The organism is Paenibacillus sp. J22P218 (assembly GCF_056269195.1).
On sequence record NZ_JBWDNL010000001.1, the window covers coordinates 1 to 25,097 of the forward strand.

The window sequence follows — 25,097 nt, forward strand, 5'->3', positions numbered from 1 at the left end:
ATTTCCCAGTATGTAAGACCCCTTGAAGACGACGAGGTTGATAGGTTCGGGGTGGAAGCACAGCAATGTGTGTAGCTGACGAATACTAATCGGTCGAGGGCTTATCCTAAAACGCTTATATGGTCCATACAACCTGTAGGCAACAGCTAAAGTTCAGCAGCAACATCTTTCGTATCCAGTTTTCAAGGCGCAATGCTTTGATTTCGAATGGTTCTGTCTTTCTGAAGCAATTCAGGATGCGTAATCAGCGAAAACAGTATATTCCCTGATAGCTCAGTTGGTAGAGCACTCGACTGTTAATCGAGTTGTCACAGGTTCGAGTCCTGTTCGGGGAGCCATTGTAGAGAGGTGTCCGAGTGGTCGAAGGAGCACGATTGGAAATCGTGTAGGCTCTAACCGGGTCTCGAGGGTTCGAATCCCTTCCTCTCTGCCATATACGGCCCGTTGGTCAAGGGGTTAAGACACCTCCCTTTCACGGAGGTAACAGGGGTTCGAATCCCCTACGGGTCACCAACTTCTTTACAAAAAGATTTAAAAAAGTGCTTGACTTAAGACTTGAGCCTATGGTAAGATATAAAAGTCGCTCAAGACGATATGGAGGATTAGCTCAGCTGGGAGAGCATCTGCCTTACAAGCAGAGGGTCGGCGGTTCGATCCCGTCATCCTCCACCATTATAACTTTTTAACGACGCGGGGTGGAGCAGCCCGGTAGCTCGTCGGGCTCATAACCCGAAGGCCGCAGGTTCAAATCCTGCCCCCGCAACCAATGTTTACCTTCGGAATGATCCGAGAATATGATGTGGAGCTGTGGTGTAGAGGCCTAACATGCCTGCCTGTCACGCAGGAGACCGCGGGTTCGAATCCCGTCAGCTCCGCCATTACAAACATCAGGCTCGGTAGCTCAGTCGGTAGAGCAGAGGACTGAAAATCCTCGTGTCGGCGGTTCGATTCCGTCCCGAGCCACCATGATGTACTAGCAATACCTGAAGCAATTGGATATGCCGTTGTAGCTCAATTGGTAGAGCAACTGACTTGTAATCAGTAGGTTGGGGGTTCAAGTCCTCTCGACGGCACCACATGGAGGATTAGCGAAGTGGCCAAACGCGGGAGACTGTAAATCTCTTCCTCACGGTTCGGTGGTTCGAATCCATCATCCTCCACCAAGTTTACCTTAGGGGCATAGTTTAAAGGTAGAACAAAGGTCTCCAAAACCTTTGGTGTGGGTTCAATTCCTGCTGCCCCTGCCAATTGAATATCTTAACATGGCGGTCGTGGCGAAGTGGTTAACGCATCGGTTTGTGGATCCGACACTCGGGGGTTCAATTCCCCTCGATCGCCCCATTAATTTCAAAAATTAGGTTTTACACTTTGTTGGGGATTAGCCAAGCGGTAAGGCAACGGACTTTGACTCCGTCATTCTCAGGTTCGATCCCTGAATCCCCAGCCATTGTTTTGCGGAAGTGGCTCAGCGGTAGAGCATCGCCTTGCCAAGGCGAGGGTCGCGGGTTCGATTCCCGTCTTCCGCTCCAATCTTTATTTGGCGCCATAGCCAAGTGGTAAGGCAGAGCTCTGCAAAAGCTCTACCCCCAGTTCGAGTCTGGGTGGCGCCTCCACAATATCTCGACAAATGTGCGGCCTTAGCTCAGCTGGATAGAGCGTTTGACTACGAATCAAAAGGTCAGGAGTTCGAATCTCTTAGGCCGCGCCATCTTTACAAATGAATATGCCGGCGTGGCGGAATGGCAGACGCGCGCGACTCAAAATCGTGAGGGAAACCGTGGAGGTTCGAGTCCTCTCGCCGGCACCACTAATGAAACTACAAGCACTTAAGATCAACTGATCTTAAGTGCTTTTTTCATTTTACATGCAAAACGGATAGGCAACCTCTCTGAAATGTGAATGGAGATTTTTTTGAATAATAGATATTAAGAAAACGCTTTAAATGATAGTATATTAGGTATTCCCAGTTCGAACAGGAGTGAGGGTTCACGTGAAGTTCGGCAAATCGATTAAATCTCGTCTAATCATAGGGTTTATGGCGGTTATGCTTCCTGTAGTTACATTTATGCTTATTAATAACAGCTACTCGAGAGAAATCGTCAGAGAGAAGGTATCCGAAACGTATCGGAATACACTCGATATCTTTGTTGGCCAAACCGATAACAACTTATCTCAAATAAATGATTATTTATACAAAATGTCAGTGCTCGATTCGGATATAGGGCTGCTAATGTCTTTTCCTAGAGACAGCGACGGATATACGTTAACCAAGATTAGAATCGATTCAAAGCTCAATCGGGATGTTGGCGTATACAGCTTAATAGACGCGGTTTTCCTGTATCATCAGGACGATATTATTTTTGGAACAGACAGCGAGTACAATGATACTAAAAAAATAATTAAAACACATATGGACAATATCACACAAAATAATGATATGGCGCTTAACGATCAGCATAGATGGGAAGTAAGAGAGGACGACCGATTAGAAGGGAAGTTTTTTCTAATCAATTTTATCAAAGTATCCGAGGGGCTGTATGTTGGAGCGATTATTAAAGTAAAAGATATTAACGATATGTTGACCATTCAGTGGAGCGACGGTGATATTGGCTTTAACGATATCTACTTTCATGAAGAGAATCATCTCACTCAATCGTTGACAGGCAGCCTCTCGCCTCTTGATTTGAAGGAGGAAATGACGGAGAAGCCGTATGAGTCGTTGACGGATCACAAAACCGGAGAGACGTATCTCGTCATGAATCGAATGAGTGAAATGCTCAATATTGCGTATCGTGTCGTTATTCCGGAGGAAACGCTGCTTCGCAACCTTTTGTTTTTCCGAAATATGACGTTATTTGCATCGATCGGATTTGTTGCAATCTTACTTCTTTATTTATTTTTTATGCAGAATATGCTCTTTAAGCCGCTGCATGAGCTCATTCTAGGGATGAAGAAGATTTCACTTGGCATGCTCGATGTAAGACTCAAAAAAAACAAGACGATGGAGTTTGAGTTTCTGGGAAATACATTCAACATAATGGCTGAACAGATCAAAACGTTAAAAATTGACGTGTATGAGGAGCAGCTTCGTGTAAAACAGGGCGAATTAAAGCAACTGCAGGCTCAAATCAGCCCCCATTTCTATATGAACAGCTTAAATATTATTTATAATCTTGCTGCATTAAACGATACGGAGTCTGTGAAAAAGATGTCGCTTCACCTTGCTGACTATTTCCGGTTTATTATGAAAGCAAATCGGGATACGATCACGCTTAAGGAAGAATTATCGCATATCGAAAATTATATAACGATTCAAAAAATGAGGTTTCCCGATAAGCTTCAATGTACGTTCGAGGGAGTGGATACGATTCTAAATTATCCGATTGCAGCATTGACCGTACAGCCCTTTGTGGAAAACTCGATTATTCATGGCTTCAAAAATCGCAGGCAGCTGTTCCAAATTAAAGTTGCGGCTGAGGTAACAAAGGATAATGGATTCGCTCTGACGATTAGTGATAACGGGGTCGGATTTAGCGAAGAAGTATTGACCAGGCTGACTCGCAGAGAGCCTTTGGAGCAGGCCGAAACAAGCGGCTTAGGCGTCACGAATGTTATTCATAGGCTGGAGCTGTTATATGGAGAAAGAGCTTCGATTACATTCAGCAATCAGTCGGAAGGAACCGGCGCTGTCGTTATCATTAGATTTCCGCGGTTAATGGAAGGGGAAAAGTCAGTTGTATAATTTGTTGATCGTTGATGATGAGGAAATCGCAATAAGAGGGATCGAGAAGGGGATTGATTGGTCGGAGCTCCCCATTGCCAATATATACACGGCTTACGATGGGGAAGAGGCAAGAGCGATTCTATCCGAACATACGATTCATATAGTCATATCCGATATCGATATGCCCAATCAAAGCGGTATAGAGCTATTAGAATGGGTAAATGAGCATTCTCCGTTAAGTATAACGATTTTTCTAACCGGACATGCTGATTTCAAATATGCGCAGCAAGCCGTTCAGTTGGATTGTTTTGAGTACTTATTGAAGCCAATCGATCATGGCGTGCTTAAAGCCTGCGTCAATGGAGCGATTGATAAGGTAAGAGAGTTAGAACAGCTCACCAAAATTAAAAGCACGTACAGTCTCTTTTATGAGCAGTGGAATAAACAGAAGCCTATTTTGATCGAACGATTTTGGCAGGATGTATTGCATTATCGTCACTCAGGAGCGCCTGAGCACCTCGATTCGGCTTTGCAAAACTATGCGCTGCCTCTACAGGCGGATAGTAAGATTAGAGTTGTGCTTATAAGCATAGAGCAGTGGAGAGAGGAATGGTCAGCTAGAGACGAGGAGATCATGACCTACGGCATTAGAAATGTTGCTGAAGAGTTAGTGCTCGCGACCGCCTCAGGCCATATTGTCCAGGATGGAAACGGCATCATGTATGCTATTTTGTATAAGGGACAGGACGGTCAGGAGGAGATCTCTTCTGCAATAGAAGAGCGATGCAGGCTATTCATTGACCAATGCAAGCTTGTTCTGCATTGCCATCTATCTTGTTATATCGGTGAAGTCGGAACCGTACAACAAATCCGGTCAGCAGTTCGTACGCTGCTGGAGCTCGAGCGAAGCAATGTAAGCGATACTTGCGCTATTATTATGGAGCGAGAGACCAAACCAAAGCTTGAAGGAAATAATCTTCAGTTGGTTCATTTCGACGATTGGGCTTTGCTGCTTGATGCAGGAAAGCAGCAGCAGCTGTCGAAGCGTATCGATGAGTGCTTTGATCAGATGCTGGAGAGCAAAGTTGACTATACGTATATGGCCTCCTTCTATTTCGGTTTTATGAATATGCTGTTTCAATGGTTCAACAAAAAAGGTGTTCTCATGACGGATGTATTCACGAATCGTGAGTGGGAGGTTGGCGAGAATGTGCTTAAATCGCTGACCAGAATGCGAACGTGGGCACAGCAGCTTAGCGTGCAGCTGACCGATTATGCGAGTCAGAACGGCAAGGATGTTTCACAGGTTGTAGAGAAGGTTCAACGTTATATGGAGGCGAATCTAGGCGAAGACTTTAGTCGAGAGCGAGCAGCGGAGAACGTTTATTTGAATCCTGCTTATTTATCGCGATTATTCCGTAGAGAAACGGGTTATTCCCTTACGGATTACCTAGTAAAGCTTAGAATTACGAAAGCGCGGATGGAGCTTGAGAAAACAAATAATCGCGTAAGCGATGTCGCGGTTGCCGTTGGCTATGCAAACTTCTCTCATTTCTCCAAGCTGTTCAAAAAAATGACGGGTTTGACTCCGCAGGAATACCGAAAAAAATACCAAGGATTATAAGCGTAAACGGTTGTTGCCTTCCTTTGGCGGCATAAGCTTTCGTTTCGCGGAGAAATATAGGCATAAGTATAAGAGTGAAACTTATACTCCTATATTTTGAAGAAAGTCACATGAACGTTAATACAGTCACAACGCCGACAGATGTCGGCGTTTTTTTTTATTACAATTAGGTACAAGAAAGGTTAAATAGAGACGAATAAGGAGGAGGAGGAAGGCGATGGCGAGACAGACCTCGGAAGCGGTAACAACCGCCTACATCCCAAGATCAAAAGCTGGTATGAGGTTTCATTTGCAAACAATTCGTAAGTACTGGATGTTCTATATTATGATGTTGCCTGCAATCGTTTTGCTTGTTTTTAACAACTACATCCCTATGTTGGGTATCATTATTGCATTTAAGAACATTAACTACGCGGATGGCATACTGGGAAGCGCCTGGAGTGGCCTCAAAAACTTTGAATACCTGTTCAAAACATCAGATGCGTGGATTATTACGCGGAATACGCTCCTGTATAACTCAGGATTTATTATTCTTAACTTGGTCTTTCCACTGGCGTTTGCCATTATGCTCAATGAAATTAAGAACAGATTTCTGGCCAAGCTGCATCAAACGATTATGTTTCTTCCTTACTTTCTATCCATGGTCGTCATCAGCTATCTCGTATTCGGATTTTTGAGCGAGCAGCACGGTTTTCTTAATACTTCGCTGCTGCCGGCTCTCGGACTTGAGAAAGTAGAATGGTATTTCACACAAAGCGTATGGCCTTATATTTTACCGCTTGTGAATACATGGAAAAGCATGGGGTATTTCATGGTTATCTATATGGCTGCCATTATCGGCATAGATGACGAGTACTATGAAGCTGCAACAATCGATGGCGCTTCCAAGTGGAAGCAAATAACGAGTATTACGATCCCGCTTATTACGCCAATCATTATCATTATGACGCTGCTACAAATCGGAAAAATTTTCAATGCGGATTTCGGGTTGTTCTTCCAGGTTCCAAGAGAATCAGGCGTTCTATTCCCTGTAACGAATGTCATCGATACTTATGTATACCGTACATTCCTAACAGTCGGGGACATTGGATTATCATCCGCAGCAGGCTTGCTGCAGTCGGTTGTAGGATTTACTCTTGTCTTTTTATCCAACTGGGTAGTAAGACGAATCGACAAAGAGAACGCATTATTTTAAAATATAAGACTTTATAACTTTCACACTTATAAACTGACTTATATTTCATCCGCGAAACGTTAGCTTACGCCGCGAAGGACGGCGACAGCCGTTTACGCTTGAACGAGCAAACCTACTTAACGTGAGCTGAACCACGTAAATCCTTTGGAGGTGAACCTATGGAAGCAGCTGAAAAAATACCGAGTACATCCAATCCTAAAAATCAATTGTCGGGACCGGCTTCTCTAGGCATTAATATTTTCTTCATTATTTATTCTCTGCTTTGCATCATACCGCTCTTCTTGATCATCATGATATCGATATCAGATGAATCGACGGTCATCGCAGAAGGCTATAAATTCATACCTTCTAAGTTCGATTTGGGGGCCTATGAGTTTCTGTTCAAGGATGCAAGGCAAATCATTCGTTCCTATGGAGTTTCTATTCTAGTAACGATTGTTGGAACGGCGTTAAGTTTGATTATGATGGCTCTGTACGCCTATCCGATTTCGAGAACAGATTTTCCGCATGCTAAGTTCTTTACCTTCTTCGTATTTTTAACGATGCTTTTCACCGGTGGACTTGTGCCATGGTATTTGGTCTACGCGCGTCTTCTCGATCTAAAAGATACGATGATGGCGCTCATTATGCCGCTGCTCGTAGCCGCTTTCTTCGTTCTTATCATCCGAACCTTCTTCCAGACGACAATACCTGGCGCTGTACTGGAGTCGGCTAAGATTGACGGTGCAGGCGAAATGACAATCTTCTATAAGATTGTAATACCGTTATCGCTTCCGGTGTTGGCGACAGTCGCTCTTTTCCAAACGCTTACGTATTGGAATGATTGGTTTCTAAGTCTAGTCTTCATTACGAAGGACGGCAATATTACCGTTCAATACTTAATGTACAAGACGATGCTTAACATCCAATTCCTTGCTAACAACAGTACGGCGGCGGCAGCTATTACGGCAGCTGGTGGATCGTTCAGGTTTCCAAGTGAAACGGTTCGTATGGCCATGGTCGTCATCGGGATTGGTCCTATCGTATTCGCGTATCCATTCTTCCAAAAATATTTCGTAAAAGGGCTGACTGTCGGTGCGGTTAAAGGCTGATTAGAAGTTGCCAAATTAGGGCTGTAGCCAGCAATGCTGGTTTAGCATATAAAACTTAAATTTTAAAGGGAGGTCCACCCGCTATGAAGCAAGGTAAACAAAAACGTTCGATGCTTCTCCTGATGATGTTGGCCATTATACTCGTTGTATCCGCTTGTTCTGGCAACAATGCAAAAAACAACAACGAGCCGGCAAAAGTGGATGAAGCTACGAAAGCACCAGCGGCATCGGAAGAAACTGCAGCACCTGAATCCGATTTGAAGCCTTATCAAATTTCACTTGTATATCCTGGTACTCCGCAGGCTGACGAGAAAAAAGTGGAAGAGGCTCTTAATAAGCTTCTAACCGAAAAAATCAATGCAACAATCGATCTTAGACCAATCGATTGGGGAGCTTGGGATGATAAAGTCAATCTCATGATCGCTTCCCAAGAAGAAGTCGATATTTATTTTACGGCTCAATGGAACGGCCATGCCAAAAACGTTGGGAAAGGCGCATTCATAGAGCTTAATGAGCTTCTCGATCAATACGGCAAAGGAATTACAGAATCCTTAGATCCGGCATTCTTGTCGGGTGCGAAAATCAACGGTAAAAACTTCGGCGTTCCAACTAACAAAGAGCTGGCAGCCGCAGGCGGTATCGTATACCGCAAAGACGTAACGGATGAGCTTGGCATTGATATGACAAACGTAAAAACGCCGCAGGATCTTGATGCTGTGTATGCGATTGTCAAAGAGAAAAGACCTGATCTAACGCCGCTTTATACAACGGCAGGGGTATTTAACTCACACTTCTTTGCAAACTATGATTTCTTGGGCGATTCAACGATTCCGGGTGCAATCTTGAAGGATGCAGATGCTACAACAGTAACTGCAATGGAACAGCTGGATCGTTACAAAGAATACCTGAACCTTACACGAGATTTCTTCAAGAAAGGTTATATCAATGCGGATGCCGCTACTACACAAGTATCTTCAGGCGATGCTTGGAAAGCAGGCACTGTATTCTCTACAGTTGAACCAATGAAACCAGGTAAAGACGCTGAGATTGCAAGCGCATCTAATTTGACAGGCAAACTGGCGCAAATTACGATGACTGAAAAAACGATTGCAACATCCGAAACTGCGGGATCGATGTTGGGTATTTCTAACACATCCAAAGATCCGGCTCGTGCGATGATGTTAATCAACCTTCTTCACACGGACAAAGAGATCAACAATATTCTGAACTTCGGTATTGAAGGCGAACACTTCACTCGCAACGGCGAAATAATGACAGCTACTGAAAAAACACCTAACTATAACCCTGGCGCGGCTTGGATGTTCGGCAGCCAATTCCTCAACTATGTATGGGATACCGAGGATCCAGAGAAATGGGCAAAATTCAAAGAGTTTAACGAAGGCGGCAAAGTATCCCCAGCACTTGGCTTCGTATTTGATAGTGAGCCAGTGAAGTCTGAGGTCGGCGCGCTAGCGAACGTGATTAAGCAGTACCAAAGAGCACTTGAAACAGGCTCGGTTGATGTGGATAAAATACTTCCTGAGTATGAAGCGAAGCTTAAGGAAGCAGGCGTTGACAAAGTAATCGCTGAGAAACAGAAGCAATTCGATGCATTCCTTGCAACTAAATAATCGTCGCTTAGGTCAAGAAAGCCGCGCCTTTTCTAAAGGGCGCGGTTTTTTTGTGCTTGCATTTTCGTATGTATTCCATACAATTAAACTAACAAATACAAATCGTCATCTGTTTAGGGGGATTATTCGACTATGACCCGAAGGATTAGCCATAGATTTCGAGCGCCGATGATTGTTTTTGTTATTATGATTTTGTTAAGCGGATGCACATGGGGCTTGGATAATAGTGAAACAGGCAATAACTTAAGCAAAGGAATCAATAATGAGGGCAATTCTGAAAGCGCTTCAAATGAACCGAGTGCAAAAGAAGGTCTCTCCAATACGCAATTAGAGCCTTACACGTTAAGGTTCGTCTATCCAAGCTCGCCCCAGCCGGATGAAAAGAAAGTAGAGGAAGCGCTGAATATTTATTTAAAGGATAAAATAAACGCGCAGATTGATCTTGTTCCGATTGATTGGGGGTCATGGGATGACAACATTAATTTGATGGTTGCTTCCCGCGAGAAGGTTGATATTATATTCACCGCGCAGTGGAGCAAGTATGCATTAAACGCTTCGAAAGGCGCTTTTCTAGACATCGCGGAGCTCTTAGATCAATATGGCCAAGGCATATTGGCAACACTCGATAACGTATTTTTGGAAGGCTCCAAAATTGACGGGAAAAACTATGCCGTTCCGACGAATAAGGAGTTAGCTGCGCAAGGCGGCATTTTATACCGTGTTGATATTGCCAATGAGCTTGGCATAGATATGTCAAAGGTAAAATCATTAGCGGACTTGGATTCCGTGTATCAAACCATACTTGAGAAGAAGCCTGAGATGGTCCCGTTGTACATGAAAATGGGTGAAACGTTTAATTCGCATTATATCGGAAGTTATGATGCGCTTGGCGACACCTCTATTCCAGGCATTATATTGAAGGATGGCGACAGTACGAAGGTATTACCGAATTATGAGCATGAAAGATATGTGGAAACATTACGGATTACGCGCGATTATTTCAAGAAAGGGTATATCAACAGCGATGCGGCAACCAATCAGATAATGAATACCGATGCGTTAAAATCCGGAGAGGTGTTCTCGACTACCGCTTCTCTTAAACCGGGAAAGGATGCCGAGGTAGCCTACCAAATCGGTTTAAGCGGGAAACTTGCCCAATTGGAGCTGAATACCAAAACGATCGCTACGGCGGAAACGGCAGGCTCTATGCTGGCTATATCTTCAACCTCGCCCAACCCGGCGCGAGCGATGATGTTTATTAATTTGCTTCATACCGACGCGTACGTAAATAATCTAATCAACTTTGGAATCGAAGGCGAGCACTATCTCAAGGTTGGTGAAAATATCATTCAATCGACTGAGAAAACGAATCAATATAGTCCGGGTTCAAGCTGGATGATCGGCAATCAATATTTAAACTATTTATGGGATACGGAGGATCCGAATAAATGGGTCAATTTTCGGGAATTTAATCAGAACGCGAAGCTGTCGCCTGGACTTGGATTCATATTTGACGGTGAAATTGTGAGAGCCGAAGTGGCAGCCGTCGTAAATGTAGATCGTCAATATCAAACGGCTCTGGAAACGGGCTCGGTTGATATTGATAAGGTTCTGCCTGAGTATATAGAGAAGCTGAAAACCGCGGGCATCGAGAAAATTATTGCGGAAAAGCAGGCTCAATTCGATACGTTTCTTGCGAATAAATAAATTGAGGTGCTGACCCTTGCCATAATAGCTTGGTCAGCATTTTTCTGTTATGAGAGCCTTTTAGGATAGTTTGCCCTATGGGACGGGGTGTTTACTCGACTAAGGTCTAGTGCAGAAACCGCCGAAAGTCCGTTTTAACCAATTGAAAAAAAACCTAAACTAAGTACATAGGCAAGAGCAATACAAATGCAGCAAAAGAAACAAAGAAGCAAACCAAAAAAATCGTAGAAAGAGGTGAACTAAGCTATGAACGGAAAAAGCGCATTAGGCGTCCTGCTTGTAGCAGTCGGCGGGATTGCAATACTTAAGTTTATCGGCATCAACTTCGGAGCGATACTCGGTCTCCTGCTTCCATTCATTCTAATCGGCTTCGGTATTCTAGGCTGGGTGAACGGGAAGAAAATTATCGGCGGTGTACTTGCTGCAATCGGCGGACTTATGCTTCTAGGCAAACTGGGCGGCATCCTGATGCTCCTCCTGGCGGTCGGCGCGATCGTATGGGGCGTATCGATGGTTAAGAAAAGCAGACACGGCTATTAATAGATAGCGATGATCATAGATAGGAGGGTGCAATAGATGAGCATTATGAAGCGCGTACGCGACATCACAGTCGCTACCTTGAATGAAAGATTAGAAAAATCCGAAGACCCGGTTCGATTGATTGATCAGTTCCTATGGTCGACGCGGGAAGACATTATTCAAGCAGAGAAGCTTTACCAGCAATACGCTGGCCATAGCAACCACCTAAAGGCACAGTGGCTGCAAGCCGAGCAACAGAAGGAGCGGCGCGAACAGCAAGCTCTGACTGCACTGAAAGCCGGCGAGGAACAGCTTGCACGAATTGCGTTGCATGAGAAAGCGAGCTGCGAGGAGCGCTCGAATCAGTATCGTGAGCTGTTCGAGCAAAGCAGACAAAATACAATCGATCTTGAAGAGCAGCTTCGCCAGATGAGAAGCGAGTATCAGACGGTATATGACAAGCGTGAATATTACGCTGCGCGGATGGAGTCGCTAAGACTTCAGCAGCGGATGAACAGCCGGTACGCCGGCGCTTACGGCGAGCAAGGCGTACAGCCGGGCGCCGTGTTCAGAAGGCTGGAAGATCGCATTAGCGATATGGAGCAGGAAGCAAAGAGCTTGCGCGATGTTCGCAGAATGGGACAGGAGTTCCTATCCGAAGCGGGCAGCACGGTTCAGTCCGTTATAGAAAGGGAGCTTCAGCAATTAAAACGGAAGCTTGAGAAGGAAGGTTGGACGTCTTGAAAAAACTGTACCGATCCAGACAGGAGAAAATGCTCTTCGGCCTATGCGGCGGATTAGCGAGAATGCTTAATGTCGATGCGACACTATTGCGGATTCTGCTAGTTGTTGTGACGATCTTGTCAGGCGGCGCACCGATTCTGATCTACTTGATCGCAGTGCTCGTCGTACCGAAAGAGCCGCCGATCTACTCGGATTACGGACCGCATGGTTTCAATAACGGTTATGGCGGCGGCTTCAATCAAGGCAACTATAATCAAGGCGGTTTCAATACTAACTTCGGCGGAAACGGCAACGCTCCATTCGGCACGCCCCCAAGCTACGGCGGTCCATACAAAAACCCGCCGCAACAGCCGGGAGCATGGAACGGCCCGCAACCTAATGTTGCACCTGCGGCTAACTCGCAGTTCGATAGCATGATGGATGATTTGGAGAAAAAAGCGCTCCGTCGCGAAATTGATGAGCTGAAAGCCAAACTAGCTAAATACGAGAAGGGAGAATAACAAAATGGGAATTTTCAAACGCATGAAAGATATGACGAAGGCAACAGTAAACGAGGCGCTTGATAAAATAGAAGATCCGGTTATTATGCTTAACCAATACCTGCGTGATATGGAATCCGAGATTCATCAAGCAGAAGTAACCGTTGCGAAGCAAATGGCGAATGAGCGCCGCATGAAGCAACGTCTCGAAGAGTCGATCCGCAACGTAGGCGACCGCGAATCGAAAGCAGAGGCTGCGCTTCGCGCAGGCCAAGAGGAGCTTGCCCGCAAGCTGCTTGAAGAGAAGCTGTACTTCGACCAAAAGGTTGGCGAATACACAGAACTTCATGCACAAGCGAAGACGCAAGCGGACGGCTTGATGCAACAGCTTCATACGATGAAGGATGAGTTCTACCAGCTTCGCAACAAGCGCAATGAGCTTGCATCCCGTGCTCAAGTAGCGAAAGCTCAGAAGCAAATGGCTCAGCTTGCTTCCAACCATACGATTGACAGCGGCACAGCATCACGCGGCTTCTACCGGATGGAAGAGAAGATTTTGCAACTGGAAGCGGAAGCTGACGTGCTTCGTACGCCATATGGCGCCAGCGGCCAGACGCTTACTGTAACTGCAGCTGATCTCGAGAAGAAGCATAAGGTTGACGAGCAGCTTGAAGCACTGAAAGCTAAGCTCGGCGCAACTAGCGCACCAAGCCTGACGAAGGAAGCAACAGAAGAATAGGAATCATCTTCGAGGAAGAAGAAGCGGACCGTATCATAACGGTCTGCTCTTCTTGCTTGTATGCGTGAAAGGATATACTGTTACATAGAGGATGTGAGCTGAATGGAGCGAGAGAAGCCAAGCAACAGTAACGATACCCATCATACAGCCCGCAAGCGGAAAATAACGGAGACTATACTGTGGCTTCTCATCATAGTCAGCTTAGTTGTTATTATGCTGCAAGGGATTGGATATGTAGAGCTGTTTACCCTTCATGGCAAGTGGGCAATTATCGGTCTTATTATAATCGGAGTGGCGCTGGCGGCGGCAGCGATTAACGGTTATTTGCAAAATTCGAAGCTGAAGGAAGCGCTCAAGAGGCTTACTGAGCAGCAGATGAAGCGCCGTTTCAATGTGACGCTCGATAATGAAGAGCAAGCGACACGCGAGATGAGCGAGCAGGCTCAGCCCGATCCGGCGTGGACGGCGAAGGTCAAGTTCTCCGCCGTTATCGAGGAGCGGCAGCGGCTGGCCCGCGAGCTTCACGATGCGGTAAGCCAGCAGCTGTTCGCCATCTCGATGACGGCGACAGCCGTGAGCCGTACGATCGAGCGCGATTGGAGTCGCGCCAAGCGTCAGGTACAGCTGATCGAGGAGATGGCAGCGGTAGCCCAGTCCGAGATGAGAGCTTTGCTGCTTCATCTGCGGCCCGTCCATCTGGACGGCAAAAACCTAGGACAAGCGCTATCCGCGCTTGTAGATGAATTGCTGCAGAAAGTGCCAATCGCGATTACGCTCGAGGTCGATGAGTCGATTGTACTGAATCCGCAAGCGGAGGATCACTTATTCCGCATTGCGCAGGAGGCGCTATCGAATACGCTTCGCCATTCGAAGGCGGAACGTATGGATATTAGACTGCTGCGCAGTGACGGCGGCGTGCAGATGAGCATCAGCGACAGCGGCATAGGCTTCGATCTGGAAGCAAAGAAGCAGACGTCCTATGGGCTGCTCACGATGGAGGAGCGGGTGAATGAGCTTGGCGGTTCGCTTAAGATGACTTCGAGAACCGGCGAAGGGACGCATATCCTCATTTGGGTGCCAGCTTAAACGCTGGAGTACGCTTTGGACAGTAAAAAAAGTTACGGTTGCAAGCAGGGGCAAGCCATGTATATATTTTAGAGAGATAAAGGTGGTGTGAGTATGGAGGCAGTTGAGCAATTGAGCCAACCGATCAAGGTGCTTCTCGTGGATGATCACGAGATGGTGCGTATCGGCCTTGCGGCTGTGCTTGATACAGAGGATGGAATTGAGGTTGTTGGTGAAGCGAGCAACGGGATGGATGGCATTCGGCTAGCCCAGGCTTATAAGCCTGACGTTGTGTTGATGGATCTTGTTATGGACGGCATGGACGGCGTGGAGACGACAGCGAAGCTGCTTGAGCTGTATCCAGAGTGCAAGGTTATCGTGCTTACGAGTTACTTGGATGACAGCAAGCTGTATCCGGTCATTGAAGCAGGCGCATTCAGCTACTTATTGAAGACATCGCGTGCGAACGAGATCGCCGATGCGATTCGCGCTGCGGCACGAGGCCAGTCGGTATTGGAGTCGCAGGTAGCGGCGAAGATGATGAATCGATTCCGCCAGCCGAAGCAGCAGGAGCAAGCGCCGCTGTACGAGGAACTGACGGAGCGGGAGATGGATGTCCTTAAGCGCGTGGCGCAAGGGTTGTCCAATCAGGAGATTGCCGATGAGCTGTTCATCGGGGTGAAGACCGTCAAGTTCCATATTACGAACATCTTTAATAAGCTGGAAGTGGACGATCGCACGCAAGCAGCTATATATGCGCATAAGCAAGGGATTGCTGATTAAATTATAGGTAGCAGGTTATTTATATTTTTGTAGTATGAATTGAAATAAAAGTTCAATCTGATCGATGTCGAAGAGAGGTACGTGAAGGCGATTGCCGTCAATTAATGCGGCTGCTTCCGGCCATGCCGCAATGCCGATAATCGAAGAAAGCTCTAGAAGAGGAAGATCATCCGGCGTTCGCAGGAGTACGAGCTTCGGATAAGAGGCAAGCTTGAACCCTTCAATCAAGATGACACCGGCTTCGGGCATTTGCGCAATGAGCTGCTCTAACGGCTCTGAATGCGATTTGAGTATGGCTGTTCCCTTAAGGGACGATATGGCGGTAATATCCGCTCCGGCTTGCTGATGCTTCCATGTATCTGTACCCGGCGTATCCATTTGAAAATGATGGGCATCATGCTTGATGGTGCCGACAACATAACCTGCTTGCTTGAACAATTCCGTTAACCGGCAAACCATCGTGGTTTTGCCGGTATTTTTGTATCCGACGATTTGGATGATAAGTTGTGCCCGATGAGTGTTGATCATTACAGCCTCCTGCGCGGGGTTCGGTGAGATGCTTACAGTGTCAGTGTATCATACAACTGGCAGGAATGGCGGGGCTGTAGGGGATTGCTGCTTGCTGAACTAAACTAATAATAGCGGTTCATTAGCGTGCCAACCACTGGTAAAGGCCAATACGATTGCGCAGAGCTGTAGTAGGCTGCATATGGCAATGAAGGGTGAGGCGATATGCGAATCAGCTCCGATACAGGTTGTTCGGAGGAGGAGGACAGCGCTGAACTAAGATTCCTTAACAAGCGGGTATCGTTCAGCTTCTGAGGGCTGAACTCATCGAACTGACGCAATGCCTGCTCGACAGGAAACCAAGCCTCGGGTCTTAAATATTCGGCATTGCTGGCATAGCTTGTACGAAGCGCATTCATATGTGCCGCAAGCTGTTCGAGCTCTTTATCACGCGGAGCGAGGTTAGCAGAAGCATGCCGCCGCTCGCGTTCCAAATTTGCGATCAAACGATCGACTACGCCTAGCGCTTGCTTCGCGAGTTGTTGCCATTCCGCGGCGCTGCCGGCCGCTCTTCGAAGCTCGCGGCTCCAATCCTCATTCGATGATTGCGGCGGAAGCTGGGGCTCGCCCTCCCGATAGGGGTATGCGCCGTATCGGCTCGTTGGCGCAATCCTCGTATACGCAGATGACCTCTCAATACCTCTAATTGAGCGCATGCTCTCGTTGATTCTCATGATCTATTCACTCCCTCTCATCTATATTTGTTGTCAGTATACAAGATCGAATATGCAAATACTGGCGGAATTTGTAAGGAGGTAAATGTTGCGTCTATGTCAAATAAGTTGGGCAAGCTTATATAAACAATAAACGTTTAAAGAAGGATCTGAATCATTCCGAAGTCGATTTCGCATTGTTCCAAGAAAGCCGCCCATGATGGACGGCTGCCGCAGCTTAGATGAGTAAGAACAGGAAGGCGATAAGGGCAAGATTAATGGCGAACGCAGCTCCCCACGGGTTATAGGTTTGGGGTTCATAATAATACGGATCGTACGGGTAAGCTTGTGTTTGGACGGATTGCTGTGTAACGGGTTCTTGCTTGGAGCCTTTCTTGCCCTTCTTCTTCGAGGTCTGTGCTGGCGTCTTCGAAACTATAGCTTCGTGGCCGTTACTATTGGCGGTTTCCCCGTTTAACGTGAGCTTGCCGCCTTTGCAGGAGCTAAGTATGCCTACATGGCGAGTTCCGTCTTGCATAATAACGCATACGGGCATCCCGCAGAATTGATGCACGACATCTTCGCGAATCGGATATATCGGTTCCATTAGCCGATGATACCTCCCATTCCTTTTGTAGAAACATAAGAATTAATAAGCATTATATTCACCTACGGGCGAAAGCGCATGGTTGTTTACCTAGATTAGGCCGAAAAGTGAAAGCAACGATTCCGTTTGTGGAAGCTATCAAGCGATAATGGAGGTTAGTGAACATGCTAGCAGCGTATGAAAGCTATCAGCCAGCCAGCAATAACAATAGGAAACCCAGCCTGACGAAGGTGAAACATGCGAATAAGCGAAAGGGAGGCAAGCGAGTTGCAATCTTGGTACTGCTTATTTGCTCGTTGTGGGCGATCTGGCAAGCGCAGCATCAGACGAGAGTGGCTCCTGCCCGGCAGATGCTGCTGGACGATCTAGGCTCGCTATGGGACTTGAGCGATGCCGACATGGTCGGAGGGGCGGGAGGAGCGGCGTGGACGATAAGGTGGAACCTGACGGCTCGGGACGGTACGATGGCTTCGCTTGAGCGTGCGTTGTTCACGGACGCGGCAGGCAATCCGTCGGGCACAACGGCAGACCAGAACGGGAGGTCGGTTATGGGCGTTCTGCCGAATTACGGAGGTAAAGTGACACTGTCCCTAATTGCTTCAACCGTTGAAAAAGAGCAGATCATGCTGCTCTATGAATCGGAGCAGGCGGGCGAATCTGGGGGCGTGCAATTAACGAAACACGAGTTAATACGGGCAGCGGATGCCGTATCTTCAGAAGTAGAAGTATTCACGGACGAATATGAAAGCAGTATGAATGTGAAAGGGTTCACGGGAAACAGCGACGCGCTTGACCGAATTTCTCGTCTTGCCGCAGCTAAGCAGGTTGATTCCTATGTCGATGGTGGAACGGTTAGTGATACTTTTTTCACAGCCAAATTGAAAAATGAGGTCATTGTCGATAACGGGCATCGGGCGAACCTCCAGATCGCGGTTCATCGCAGCACGGAAGAGCAAAAACTGGAGTTAGTCGTTGGCGTACCTGTTATTACCGGCGACTACAGTATAGGCAACGAATGAAACGGCACGGGAGCGCGGATTGATCAGAACAATTTACGCTTCTTATTAGTAATTTTTATGAGCTGTCGAATAGCGGATTGATGTTACATATGATAAACTACTTTAGATGCTGTATAAAAATTCATAGGAAAGAATGGGACCAATGACATACAATAATGCTGTTGAATCTGTCTCCTCAGAAGGGGCCGTATACTATCTGTTCGGAGCAACCGGTGACCTGGCACGGCGCAAGCTGTTCCCGGCGCTATTCAGTTTATATAAAGAAGGCAAGCTGTCCGAGAACTTTGCAGTGGTGGGTCTTGCGCGCCGCCCTCGGACGAATGAGCAATTCCGTGAAGATCTATATGAATCGATCGTTGAATTCTGCCGTTACAAAGCAGACGATGCGGAGTTGTGGAGCAAGTTCGCCGAGCATTTCGTATACATGTCGCTGGACATCAACGATGTGGAAGGCTTCCGCGAGCTAAGCCGTTTGTCGGAGGGGCTGGATGCGAAATTCAACATTCCAGGCAACCGTTTATTCTACTTGGCGCTGGCGCCGTCGTTATTCGGTCCGGTTTCGTTCAATCTCCGCGATGGAGGTCTGCTGGAATCGAAGGGCTGGCATCGCGTTGTGATCGAGAAGCCTTTCGGCTACGATCAGCCTTCGGCGCAGAAACTGAACGAGCAAATCAGCCAAGTGTTCAAGGAAGAAGAGATTTATCGCATCGATCACTATCTCGGCAAAGAGATGGTTCAAAATATTCAAGTGATCCGCTTCGCGAACGCATTTTTCGAGCCGTTGTGGAACAATAACCATATTGCCAACGTGCAAATTACGTTATCCGAGACGGTTGGCGTCGAGGAGCGCGGCGGTTACTACGATAAATCCGGCGCATTGCGCGATATGGGCCAGAACCATATGCTTCAAATGCTGACGATGATCGCTATGGAGCCGCCTAGCCGCTTGCATGGTGAAGATATTCGCGACGAGAAAGTGAAAGTGCTTCGCTCGTTGCGCGAATATGCATCCAGCGACGATGTGCGCGCGAACGTGGTTCGCGGCCAATACAGCGCTGGCTCGATGAAGGGCAAGGAGTTGCCAGGTTACCGCGAGGAAGATTCGGTTGGCGAGGAATCGACGACGGAAACGTATTTCGCAGCGAAAGTATTCGTCGACAACTTCCGCTGGGCCGGCGTTCCGTTCTATATTAGAACGGGCAAACGTCTCCCGGTGAAAACAACGGAAGTCGTTATCGAGTTCAAGTCGATGCCGCAGAACGTACTGTTCGCGCAGCGTCATGATCTAGCGCCGAACCTGCTCGTTATTCGCGTTAACCCGCTTGAGGGCATATATATTAAAGTAAATGCGAAGACGCCGGGCGAGAACAATTCCGTTCAGCCTGTTGCTATGGAATTCTGCCAAAGCTGTCAGATCGGCATCAATACGCCAGAGGCGTACGAGCGCTTGATTCACGATGCGGTTCGCGGTGATTCTACTTACTTCACGCGCTGGGATGAAGTATCCCAAGCTTGGACGTTCGTCGATAAGATCGCGCAAGCATGGCGCGAGGAGAAAGGCGACTTGAAACACTACCCGGCAGGCTCGTGGGGACCGGAAGCGGCAGATCAGTTGCTCGCAGAGGAAGGTTTCCGCTGGTGGCCGGTTAACGGCCAAGAGGAAGATAATGTGATTTGGGTGTCGAACAGCGGTAAGTAAACCGTTTTACTGCTGCCGTAGCGACACATAATGAAGGGAAGGCAAGCATGAGTAAAACGTTAAGCGATGAAATACAGCAAGAAGTGGACAAACGGCGTACATTCGCAATCATTTCCCACCCTGACGCCGGTAAAACAACTTTGACCGAAAAGCTCCTCTTATTCGGGGGAGCCATACGGGAAGCGGGCAGCGTTAAGGCGCGGAAAGCAAGCCGCCATGCAACGTCCGACTGGATGGAAATCGAGAAGCAGCGCGGTATCTCCGTTACGTCCAGCGTGATGCAGTTCGATTACCTTGGACATCGAATTAACATTCTCGATACTCCCGGTCACCAAGATTTCAGTGAAGACACGTATCGGACGCTTACGGCAGCCGACAGCGCGGTCATGTTGATCGACGTCGCCAAAGGCGTCGAGGCGCAGACGATCAAGCTGTTCCAAGTATGCCGCAAGCGCGGTATTCCGATCTTCACCTTCATTAACAAGCTGGACCGCGAAGGGCAAAGTCCGTTCGAGCTCATGGAGGAGCTGGAGCGGGTGCTTGGTATCCGATCTGTGCCAATGAACTGGCCGATCGGCATGGGGCGTGAGCTATGCGGCGTCTATGACCGAACAAAAACGCAGGTCGAGCTGTTCCAAGGCAATGATCATTCAACAATCGAGGTCAAGAAGGTCAGCGATTACAATGATCCGGTCATTCGCGAGATGGCTGGCGACTACCTGACCGATCAGCTTATTCAAGATTTAGAGCTGCTTGACGTCGCTGGCGATCCGTTCGACTACGAGAAAGTGCAGCGCGGCGAGCTGACGCCTGTCTTCTTCGGAAGTGCCGTTAACAACTTCGGCGTGCAGACGTTCCTGGAGAACTTCCTGCAGCTGGCTCCGAAGCCGACGTCCCGTAATAGTACGACGGGCATCGTCGAGCCTACGAATGAGAAGTTCAGCGGTTATGTGTTCAAGATTCAAGCGAATATGAATCCTGCTCACCGCGACCGTATAGCGTTTCTTCGTATTTGCTCGGGGCGCTTCGAGCGCGGCATGAGCGTTCGCCATGTGCGCAACGGCAAAGACATCAAGTTGTCGCAGCCGCAGCAATTCCTCGCGCAGGACCGCGATATTGTTAATACCGCGTATCCGGGAGACATTATCGGCTTGTTCGATCCGGGCATCTTCCGAATCGGCGACTCGCTGTCGCAAGGGTCGGAGATTGAGTTCGATGAGCTGCCGACGTTCTCGCCGGAGATTTTCTCCAAGGTAACGGTGAAGAACGCGCTGAAGCATAAGCAATATCAGAAGGGCATCGATCAGCTGACGGAGGAAGGCACGATTCAAGTGTTCCATTCGACTGGCGGCTTCGACGAGACCATTCTTGGCGTAGTTGGACATTTGCAATTCGAGGTATTCGAGCATCGGATGCGCGCGGAGTATGGCGTAGACATTCAATTGCACCGGATGCCGTTCCAGTTCGCGCGTTGGATTATCGACGACAAGATCGATCCGTCCAAGTTCCGCATTAACACGACGCTCGTGAAGGACAAGAAAGGCAACTACGTTGTCCTCTTCGAGAACGAGTATGCGATGCGCACGGCGATGGACAAAAACCCGACTTCGAAGTTTTTGGAGACAGCTCCTTAAACGATCTATAAATACATGACAAGCATCCCATGAAGGGATGCTTTTTTTTATATTCAAATTGCGGCAAGTGGAATTTCATGTTAGTTTTATGTTAGAAATAATGACGTATTTGGGACGAGTTATGCCAAAATCCATAAAATCTGAACCGAATCATTGAATCGGAGACTATATTGTGACCTCAACATGACGTTATCATAACGTTGTGAAGGGGGTGAAACCAAATGGCGTTTCGAGAAATCATACGTAATCGCGTCTTGTATTCGCTCGCGGTTCCGGGTTTGCTGGTGCTCGTTATTTTCTTTTATTTACCGATGTTCGGACACGTAATCGCGTTCAAAAACTACAATTACTTTGACGGGATTTGGGGCAGCCCATGGACGGGACTCGATAATTTCAAGTTCTTTTTCGGGGGAAGCGACTGGCTGCGCGTGACGTTCAACACTCTTTTCCTGAATGCGCTGTTCATTACGTTCGGGCTTGTTATTTCTGTCATGCTCGCTATCTTTCTTAACGAGATCCGGCAGGCCGTATTCAAGCGAATCACGCAATCGATGGCGTTTCTTCCATTCTTCGTATCATGGATGGTCGTAAGCATGATGCTGTTCTCCCTGCTTAATACTTCAGACGGATTAATCAACCGATCCTTGAAGGAGCTTGGCTTGGATGCGGTGTCCTGGTACAACATGCCGCACTATTGGCCGGCGATCTTAACGGTAATAAGCGTATGGAAGACGGCAGGTTATCAGGCTGTTATTTATTTGGCGGCTATAACAGGCATTTCGCCGGACTATTACGAAAGCGCGCAAATGGACGGGGCTACGAGACTGCAGCGTATCAGGTATATTACGCTGCCGCTGCTAAGGCCGACGATCATCGTGCTTACGCTGCTTGCGATCGGCCGTATCTTTTATGGGGATTTCGGCATGATCTTCGGACTCGTCGGAGACAACGGCGTTCTGTACGAGACGACGGATGTCATCGACACGTATGCGTACCGCGCTTTGCGCCAGTTAGGCAACTTCGGCATGTCATCGTCGATCGGACTGTACCAGTCCGTGCTCGGACTGGTGACGATATGCGTATTCAATTGGATCGTGCGGAAGATAGACAAGGATTCGAGCATCTTCTAGAAGGGAGGAGGGCTATACGTCATGTTAAGCTCCATTAAACACATAGGTGCCTCCGACAAACTAGTCATAGCTATCGTATATTTGACGGTTACGTCATTTGCGTTGTTTTCATTTATTCCGTTTTGGCTCGTTATCGTAAACTCATTCGCCTCAGAAAGCGTGCTTGGGCTGCACGGCTTCAGCCTGCTCCCGAGCAAATGGTCTCTCGACGCATATCGTTATTTACTTACAGGCAATCAAATTTATTATAGTTACGGTGTTACGCTCTTCGTTACGGTGGTCGGGACCGTGCTTGCCGTGCTCATTACGGCGATGTTCGCCTACGTGCTGGCCCATCCCAAAGTAAAGTACAAAAACCACCTCGCTTTTTTTACGTATTTTACGATTTTGTTCGGTACGGGTCTTGTCGGCTTCTATATCGTTATTTCGGTATGGCTGGGGCTCAAGGACAGCATATGGTCCATGATTTTGCCGTCGCTCATCAATCCGTTCTATACGTTCATATTGGTTTCGTTCTTCCGCACGCTGCCGTTTGAAATCTATGAATCGGCCGTTATAGACGGAGCGGGCGATTACCGGATCTTCTTCCGAATCATGTGGCCGATATCGATACCGGCGATCGCAACGATCAGCTTGTTCTATGCGATCTTCTACTGGAATGATTGGTGGCTGGCGCTGCTGTTCGTCGATAATTATAAGCTTCAGCCGCTGCAGCTCATGATTCGGCAGCTCATTTCCAACTTAAACATTTTGTCCTACATTCAGGGCAGTCCCGGCGCATACGGAGGCGGCTTGCCGAATCAAGGCGTGCGGCTGGCGACGGTCTGCTTGACGATCGGTCCGATCGTGTTCCTGTATCCTTATATTCAGAAGTATTTCGTAAAGGGTTTGACGATAGGTTCGGTGAAAGGTTAATACATTGTCGGGAGATCCCCGTGGAGGTTATCGATATGAAAAAATGGCTTAAACTTAGCGCGATGCTGCTAATTACCGCATTGCTCGCAGCGGCATGCTCGGGCAATACCGGGGAGAAGTCCGATAACGGAGAAAACGGACAGAAGGTTTCCTCGGAGCCCGTGACGCTGAAGATCGTCATGCCCGGCGACCGGCCTGCCGACATGGATAAGGTAATCGCGGAAATCGAGAATAGAATAAAAGGCACGCTCAATGTGAAGCTCGATGTGATCTTCTCCTCCTGGTCGGATATCCATCAAAAAACGCAAATTATGCTCACGAGCGGCGAACAGGTCGACTTGATGTTCGAAGCGCCATGGATGCATCTGGACAGCATGGCGTCGGCGGGTTATTATGAACCGCTCGAGGACTTGCTTAACGAATACGGCAAAAACATATTAGCGGCACGCCCGCAGCAAATGTGGGACGCCAACAAAATCAACGGCCAAATACTCGCGATTCCTCTAGGCAATTCCTTCTATAAGCCAACGACCTATTACATTCGTAAAGATTTGAGGGAAAAGTTCGGCCTGCAGCCGATGCAATCGTACGATGACATTGTCGCTTTCGCGAGAAAAGTAAAGGAGCAGTTCCCGGACATCATTCCAATGACCCCGCAGACGCAAATACCGATGTCTGAAGTGCATTTCCGCTTAGCACAAGGGACAGACGTTATGATGACGCCTATGCTGACTGATTTTATTTTGTACCGGGCACCGAATTCGCCTGATATCCGAAATATGTTGGACGACCCGAGCCCGGTTATCTGGAGCGCGATAGAGAACGCCCGCAAGCTGTACCAGGACAAAATTATTAACCCCGACGTCATGGCGATCAAAGATCCGGACAACTGGGTGACGACTCATCCTACGGCGGTTTATCTAGCGACGGACTTCGGCTTGAAGGCGGACCTGGCGAAGAAGCTGCTGGCTAACTTGCCGGGCTCGGAGCTTGAATCGTATACGCTGTTCGACCCGACGGTGGGTAAAAATTCGTCGACGTTCAAGCAGTGGAATTTCATGACCGTTCCGAAATCGAGCAAGCACAAAAAAGAAGCGATTCAATTTCTTGATTGGGCGAACGCTTCTCAGGAAAATTATGATCTTCTCGCCTATGGAATCGAGGGTGTAAACTGGGAAGACGCAGGGGATCAGCAATACAAGATGCTGACGCCGGATAAGTATCCATGGTTCCCTTACGATTGGATATGGAATCCGAAATTCGACCGTCTTGATTCCAACCAAGAGCCGGCGGCTATCGATCTTAACCGTTTCATCATGAATGCGGATAACTTCACGGTTGATGTGCTGACGGGCTTTAACTTCGATACGAGCGCCGTCCAGAACGAGCTGTCCCAATTTTACGCGCTGGAAAACCAGTATTTGCTTCCGATCTACAATGGCGCGGTCGATCTCGACACGTACTGGAAGGAATTCGCGGAAAAAGCCGGTCCGGCGCTCAAAAAAATTCAAGAAGAAGGACAAAAGCAAATAGACGCTTTCTTGAAAAAATAACGACTAGACGAACAGAGGG

The 25,097-nt window shown here is 47.7% G+C and carries 21 protein-coding genes, 16 tRNA genes and 1 rRNA gene; 35 read left to right on the forward strand and 3 right to left on the reverse strand.

Annotated elements, in window-relative coordinates; genetic code table 11:
* The 29 genes from AC0YN0_RS00005 to AC0YN0_RS00145 all read left to right on the forward strand — a co-directional run.
* Positions 1 to 109 (forward strand): 23S ribosomal RNA (locus tag AC0YN0_RS00005); the annotation flags it as partial.
* 153 nt (positions 110 to 262) lie between these two features.
* Positions 263 to 338: transfer RNA gene (locus AC0YN0_RS00010), tRNA-Asn, on the forward strand.
* 4 nt (positions 339 to 342) lie between these two features.
* A tRNA-Ser gene (locus tag AC0YN0_RS00015) sits at positions 343 to 433 on the forward strand.
* A gap of 5 nt (positions 434 to 438) precedes the next feature.
* A tRNA-Glu gene (locus AC0YN0_RS00020) sits at positions 439 to 513 on the forward strand.
* A gap of 83 nt (positions 514 to 596) precedes the next feature.
* Positions 597 to 672 (forward strand) — tRNA-Val (locus AC0YN0_RS00025).
* A gap of 17 nt (positions 673 to 689) precedes the next feature.
* Positions 690 to 766: transfer RNA gene (locus AC0YN0_RS00030), tRNA-Met, on the forward strand.
* 35 nt (positions 767 to 801) lie between these two features.
* A tRNA-Asp gene (locus tag AC0YN0_RS00035) sits at positions 802 to 878 on the forward strand.
* Between the two features lie 12 nt (positions 879 to 890).
* Positions 891 to 966 (forward strand) — tRNA-Phe (locus AC0YN0_RS00040).
* 34 nt (positions 967 to 1,000) lie between these two features.
* Positions 1,001 to 1,076, forward strand: a tRNA-Thr gene (locus AC0YN0_RS00045).
* Between the two features lie 3 nt (positions 1,077 to 1,079).
* Positions 1,080 to 1,163 (forward strand) — tRNA-Tyr (locus AC0YN0_RS00050).
* Between the two features lie 10 nt (positions 1,164 to 1,173).
* Positions 1,174 to 1,247 (forward strand) — tRNA-Trp (locus AC0YN0_RS00055).
* An 18-nt stretch (positions 1,248 to 1,265) separates the two neighbouring features.
* Positions 1,266 to 1,341: transfer RNA gene (locus AC0YN0_RS00060), tRNA-His, on the forward strand.
* Positions 1,342 to 1,372: 31 nt separating this feature from the next.
* Positions 1,373 to 1,447, forward strand: a tRNA-Gln gene (locus AC0YN0_RS00065).
* A 7-nt stretch (positions 1,448 to 1,454) separates the two neighbouring features.
* A tRNA-Gly gene (locus AC0YN0_RS00070) sits at positions 1,455 to 1,529 on the forward strand.
* A 10-nt stretch (positions 1,530 to 1,539) separates the two neighbouring features.
* A tRNA-Cys gene (locus AC0YN0_RS00075) sits at positions 1,540 to 1,613 on the forward strand.
* A gap of 18 nt (positions 1,614 to 1,631) precedes the next feature.
* Positions 1,632 to 1,708: transfer RNA gene (locus AC0YN0_RS00080), tRNA-Arg, on the forward strand.
* A gap of 17 nt (positions 1,709 to 1,725) precedes the next feature.
* A tRNA-Leu gene (locus AC0YN0_RS00085) sits at positions 1,726 to 1,807 on the forward strand.
* 183 nt (positions 1,808 to 1,990) lie between these two features.
* On the forward strand, positions 1,991 to 3,742 hold the full coding sequence (locus AC0YN0_RS00090; RefSeq protein ID WP_475819472.1) for a sensor histidine kinase: 1,752 nt from the start codon (positions 1,991 to 1,993) through the stop codon (positions 3,740 to 3,742).
* Positions 3,735 to 5,348, forward strand: coding sequence for a helix-turn-helix domain-containing protein (locus AC0YN0_RS00095; RefSeq protein WP_475819473.1), 1,614 nt, complete (start codon positions 3,735 to 3,737; stop codon positions 5,346 to 5,348). Before AC0YN0_RS00090 ends, AC0YN0_RS00095 begins: the two co-directional genes overlap by 8 nt.
* A gap of 217 nt (positions 5,349 to 5,565) precedes the next feature.
* Positions 5,566 to 6,543, forward strand: coding sequence for an ABC transporter permease (locus tag AC0YN0_RS00100; RefSeq protein WP_475819474.1), 978 nt, complete (start codon positions 5,566 to 5,568; stop codon positions 6,541 to 6,543).
* Between the two features lie 158 nt (positions 6,544 to 6,701).
* Positions 6,702 to 7,634: a carbohydrate ABC transporter permease gene (locus tag AC0YN0_RS00105; protein ID WP_475819475.1), complete on the forward strand. Its 933-nt coding sequence runs from the start codon at positions 6,702 to 6,704 to the stop codon at positions 7,632 to 7,634.
* Between the two features lie 83 nt (positions 7,635 to 7,717).
* The gene (locus tag AC0YN0_RS00110; protein WP_475819476.1) at positions 7,718 to 9,265 is read left to right on the forward strand and encodes an ABC transporter substrate-binding protein; all 1,548 of its coding nucleotides are present in this window, start codon (positions 7,718 to 7,720) and stop codon (positions 9,263 to 9,265) included.
* A 132-nt stretch (positions 9,266 to 9,397) separates the two neighbouring features.
* The gene (locus AC0YN0_RS00115) at positions 9,398 to 10,972 is read left to right on the forward strand and encodes an ABC transporter substrate-binding protein (RefSeq protein ID WP_475819477.1); all 1,575 of its coding nucleotides are present in this window, start codon (positions 9,398 to 9,400) and stop codon (positions 10,970 to 10,972) included.
* 246 nt (positions 10,973 to 11,218) lie between these two features.
* Complete coding sequence (locus AC0YN0_RS00120; protein ID WP_337102725.1) at positions 11,219 to 11,512, forward strand: LiaF transmembrane domain-containing protein; 294 nt, start codon at positions 11,219 to 11,221, stop codon at positions 11,510 to 11,512.
* Between the two features lie 36 nt (positions 11,513 to 11,548).
* The gene (locus AC0YN0_RS00125) at positions 11,549 to 12,235 is read left to right on the forward strand and encodes a PspA/IM30 family protein (RefSeq protein WP_337102726.1); all 687 of its coding nucleotides are present in this window, start codon (positions 11,549 to 11,551) and stop codon (positions 12,233 to 12,235) included.
* Positions 12,232 to 12,735, forward strand: a complete 504-nt coding sequence (locus AC0YN0_RS00130; RefSeq protein WP_475819478.1) for a PspC domain-containing protein — start codon at positions 12,232 to 12,234, stop codon at positions 12,733 to 12,735. Before AC0YN0_RS00125 ends, AC0YN0_RS00130 begins: the two co-directional genes overlap by 4 nt.
* Before the next feature lie 4 nt (positions 12,736 to 12,739).
* Complete coding sequence (locus AC0YN0_RS00135; RefSeq protein WP_475819479.1) at positions 12,740 to 13,453, forward strand: PspA/IM30 family protein; 714 nt, start codon at positions 12,740 to 12,742, stop codon at positions 13,451 to 13,453.
* A gap of 102 nt (positions 13,454 to 13,555) precedes the next feature.
* Positions 13,556 to 14,539 (forward strand): sensor histidine kinase, encoded by a 984-nt coding sequence (locus tag AC0YN0_RS00140; protein ID WP_442051477.1) that lies wholly within the window; start codon positions 13,556 to 13,558, stop codon positions 14,537 to 14,539.
* A gap of 93 nt (positions 14,540 to 14,632) precedes the next feature.
* Positions 14,633 to 15,301 (forward strand): response regulator transcription factor, encoded by a 669-nt coding sequence (locus AC0YN0_RS00145; RefSeq protein ID WP_442051476.1) that lies wholly within the window; start codon positions 14,633 to 14,635, stop codon positions 15,299 to 15,301.
* A 15-nt stretch (positions 15,302 to 15,316) separates the two neighbouring features.
* Here the strand turns inward: AC0YN0_RS00145 and mobB are convergent, their stop codons facing one another.
* The 3 genes from mobB to AC0YN0_RS00160 form a co-directional block, all read right to left on the reverse strand.
* The gene (mobB, locus tag AC0YN0_RS00150; protein ID WP_475819480.1) at positions 15,317 to 15,829 is read right to left on the reverse strand and encodes a molybdopterin-guanine dinucleotide biosynthesis protein B; all 513 of its coding nucleotides are present in this window, start codon (positions 15,827 to 15,829) and stop codon (positions 15,317 to 15,319) included.
* A gap of 104 nt (positions 15,830 to 15,933) precedes the next feature.
* On the reverse strand, positions 15,934 to 16,542 hold the full coding sequence (locus AC0YN0_RS00155) for a hypothetical protein (RefSeq protein ID WP_475819481.1): 609 nt from the start codon (positions 16,540 to 16,542) through the stop codon (positions 15,934 to 15,936).
* A gap of 217 nt (positions 16,543 to 16,759) precedes the next feature.
* Positions 16,760 to 17,128 (reverse strand): hypothetical protein, encoded by a 369-nt coding sequence (locus AC0YN0_RS00160; RefSeq protein ID WP_475819482.1) that lies wholly within the window; start codon positions 17,126 to 17,128, stop codon positions 16,760 to 16,762.
* A gap of 164 nt (positions 17,129 to 17,292) precedes the next feature.
* On the opposite strand from AC0YN0_RS00160, the gene AC0YN0_RS00165 reads away from it, so the two are divergent.
* The 6 genes from AC0YN0_RS00165 to AC0YN0_RS00190 all read left to right on the forward strand — a co-directional run bounded on the left by AC0YN0_RS00165 (position 17,293) and on the right by AC0YN0_RS00190 (position 25,078).
* Positions 17,293 to 18,147, forward strand: coding sequence for a YwmB family TATA-box binding protein (locus tag AC0YN0_RS00165; RefSeq protein ID WP_475819483.1), 855 nt, complete (start codon positions 17,293 to 17,295; stop codon positions 18,145 to 18,147).
* Between the two features lie 142 nt (positions 18,148 to 18,289).
* A complete protein-coding gene (zwf, locus tag AC0YN0_RS00170; protein WP_475819484.1) occupies positions 18,290 to 19,846 on the forward strand; it encodes a glucose-6-phosphate dehydrogenase in 1,557 nt (518 codons plus the stop codon).
* Positions 19,847 to 19,893: 47 nt separating this feature from the next.
* Positions 19,894 to 21,480 (forward strand): peptide chain release factor 3, encoded by a 1,587-nt coding sequence (locus AC0YN0_RS00175; protein WP_475819485.1) that lies wholly within the window; start codon positions 19,894 to 19,896, stop codon positions 21,478 to 21,480.
* A gap of 221 nt (positions 21,481 to 21,701) precedes the next feature.
* The gene (locus tag AC0YN0_RS00180) at positions 21,702 to 22,610 is read left to right on the forward strand and encodes an ABC transporter permease (RefSeq protein WP_337102737.1); all 909 of its coding nucleotides are present in this window, start codon (positions 21,702 to 21,704) and stop codon (positions 22,608 to 22,610) included.
* 21 nt (positions 22,611 to 22,631) lie between these two features.
* Positions 22,632 to 23,525, forward strand: a complete 894-nt coding sequence (locus tag AC0YN0_RS00185) for a carbohydrate ABC transporter permease (protein ID WP_475819486.1) — start codon at positions 22,632 to 22,634, stop codon at positions 23,523 to 23,525.
* A gap of 35 nt (positions 23,526 to 23,560) precedes the next feature.
* Entirely contained in the window at positions 23,561 to 25,078 is a 1,518-nt protein-coding gene (locus tag AC0YN0_RS00190) for an extracellular solute-binding protein (RefSeq protein ID WP_475819487.1), read from the forward strand.
* The last annotated feature ends 19 nt before the right edge of the window (positions 25,079 to 25,097 follow it).

What these genes read in the sequence shown, in the direction of transcription:
- AC0YN0_RS00100 (WP_475819474.1), top strand. Translation starts at nt 5,566, where the DNA reads ATGGCGAGACAGACCTCGGAAGCGGTAACAACCGCCTACATCCCAAGA.
- AC0YN0_RS00105 (WP_475819475.1), top strand. Translation starts at nt 6,702, where the DNA reads ATGGAAGCAGCTGAAAAAATACCGAGTACATCCAATCCTAAAAATCAA.
- AC0YN0_RS00110 (WP_475819476.1), top strand. Translation starts at nt 7,718, where the DNA reads ATGAAGCAAGGTAAACAAAAACGTTCGATGCTTCTCCTGATGATGTTG.
- AC0YN0_RS00115 (WP_475819477.1), top strand. Translation starts at nt 9,398, where the DNA reads ATGACCCGAAGGATTAGCCATAGATTTCGAGCGCCGATGATTGTTTTT.
- AC0YN0_RS00120 (WP_337102725.1), top strand. Translation starts at nt 11,219, where the DNA reads ATGAACGGAAAAAGCGCATTAGGCGTCCTGCTTGTAGCAGTCGGCGGG.
- AC0YN0_RS00125 (WP_337102726.1), top strand. Translation starts at nt 11,549, where the DNA reads ATGAGCATTATGAAGCGCGTACGCGACATCACAGTCGCTACCTTGAAT.
- AC0YN0_RS00135 (WP_475819479.1), top strand. Translation starts at nt 12,740, where the DNA reads ATGGGAATTTTCAAACGCATGAAAGATATGACGAAGGCAACAGTAAAC.
- AC0YN0_RS00140 (WP_442051477.1), top strand. Translation starts at nt 13,556, where the DNA reads ATGGAGCGAGAGAAGCCAAGCAACAGTAACGATACCCATCATACAGCC.
- AC0YN0_RS00145 (WP_442051476.1), top strand. Translation starts at nt 14,633, where the DNA reads ATGGAGGCAGTTGAGCAATTGAGCCAACCGATCAAGGTGCTTCTCGTG.
- mobB (WP_475819480.1), bottom strand. Translation starts at nt 15,829, where the DNA reads ATGATCAACACTCATCGGGCACAACTTATCATCCAAATCGTCGGATAC.
- AC0YN0_RS00155 (WP_475819481.1), bottom strand. Translation starts at nt 16,542, where the DNA reads ATGAGAATCAACGAGAGCATGCGCTCAATTAGAGGTATTGAGAGGTCA.
- AC0YN0_RS00160 (WP_475819482.1), bottom strand. Translation starts at nt 17,128, where the DNA reads ATGGAACCGATATATCCGATTCGCGAAGATGTCGTGCATCAATTCTGC.
- AC0YN0_RS00165 (WP_475819483.1), top strand. Translation starts at nt 17,293, where the DNA reads ATGCTAGCAGCGTATGAAAGCTATCAGCCAGCCAGCAATAACAATAGG.
- zwf (WP_475819484.1), top strand. Translation starts at nt 18,290, where the DNA reads ATGACATACAATAATGCTGTTGAATCTGTCTCCTCAGAAGGGGCCGTA.
- AC0YN0_RS00175 (WP_475819485.1), top strand. Translation starts at nt 19,894, where the DNA reads ATGAGTAAAACGTTAAGCGATGAAATACAGCAAGAAGTGGACAAACGG.
- AC0YN0_RS00180 (WP_337102737.1), top strand. Translation starts at nt 21,702, where the DNA reads ATGGCGTTTCGAGAAATCATACGTAATCGCGTCTTGTATTCGCTCGCG.
- AC0YN0_RS00185 (WP_475819486.1), top strand. Translation starts at nt 22,632, where the DNA reads ATGTTAAGCTCCATTAAACACATAGGTGCCTCCGACAAACTAGTCATA.
- AC0YN0_RS00190 (WP_475819487.1), top strand. Translation starts at nt 23,561, where the DNA reads ATGAAAAAATGGCTTAAACTTAGCGCGATGCTGCTAATTACCGCATTG.